Below are 472 nucleotides of genomic sequence, written 5' to 3' on the forward strand. Positions count from 1 at the left end.
CCTGAAAGGTTTCCCCGAAGCGGTTGAGGCTGTATTTCCTAAAACCAGGGTACAACTTTGCGTGGTTCATCAAATCCGCTCCTCCATGCGCTATGTTCCTGACAGGGATAAAAAAGCGGTTATGGAAGATATGAAGCCAATCTAAAAGGCTAATAATGAAGAGCAGGAAAATCAAAGGCTGCTTGCCTTTGAAGAAAAGTGGGCAAAAAAATATCCCTTGACCTGCAAATCCTGGCTGGACAATTGGTTAGATCTCTCAGCATTCTTCGAGTACGATGAGGTAGTACGAAAAATCATATATACTACCAATCCAATTGAAGGGGTACATCGCCAGATACGCAAAATCCTTTTCCTTCAGAACAGGCACTGATGAAGCTAATGTATCTGGTAATACAGAATATCAGTAAAAAATGGACAATGCCTATCCATAACTGGGGTATGGCATTATCACAACTTTATGTTAAATTTGGAG

Annotated in this window: 1 pseudogene; it reads left to right on the forward strand. The window is 41.1% G+C overall.

The window, feature by feature from the left end:
* Positions 1-472: pseudogene (locus tag GNY06_RS14015) on the forward strand (transposase); the annotation flags it as partial.

The organism is Elizabethkingia argenteiflava, from assembly GCF_009904105.1.
GTDB classification, from domain to species: domain Bacteria; phylum Bacteroidota; class Bacteroidia; order Flavobacteriales; family Weeksellaceae; genus Elizabethkingia; species Elizabethkingia argenteiflava.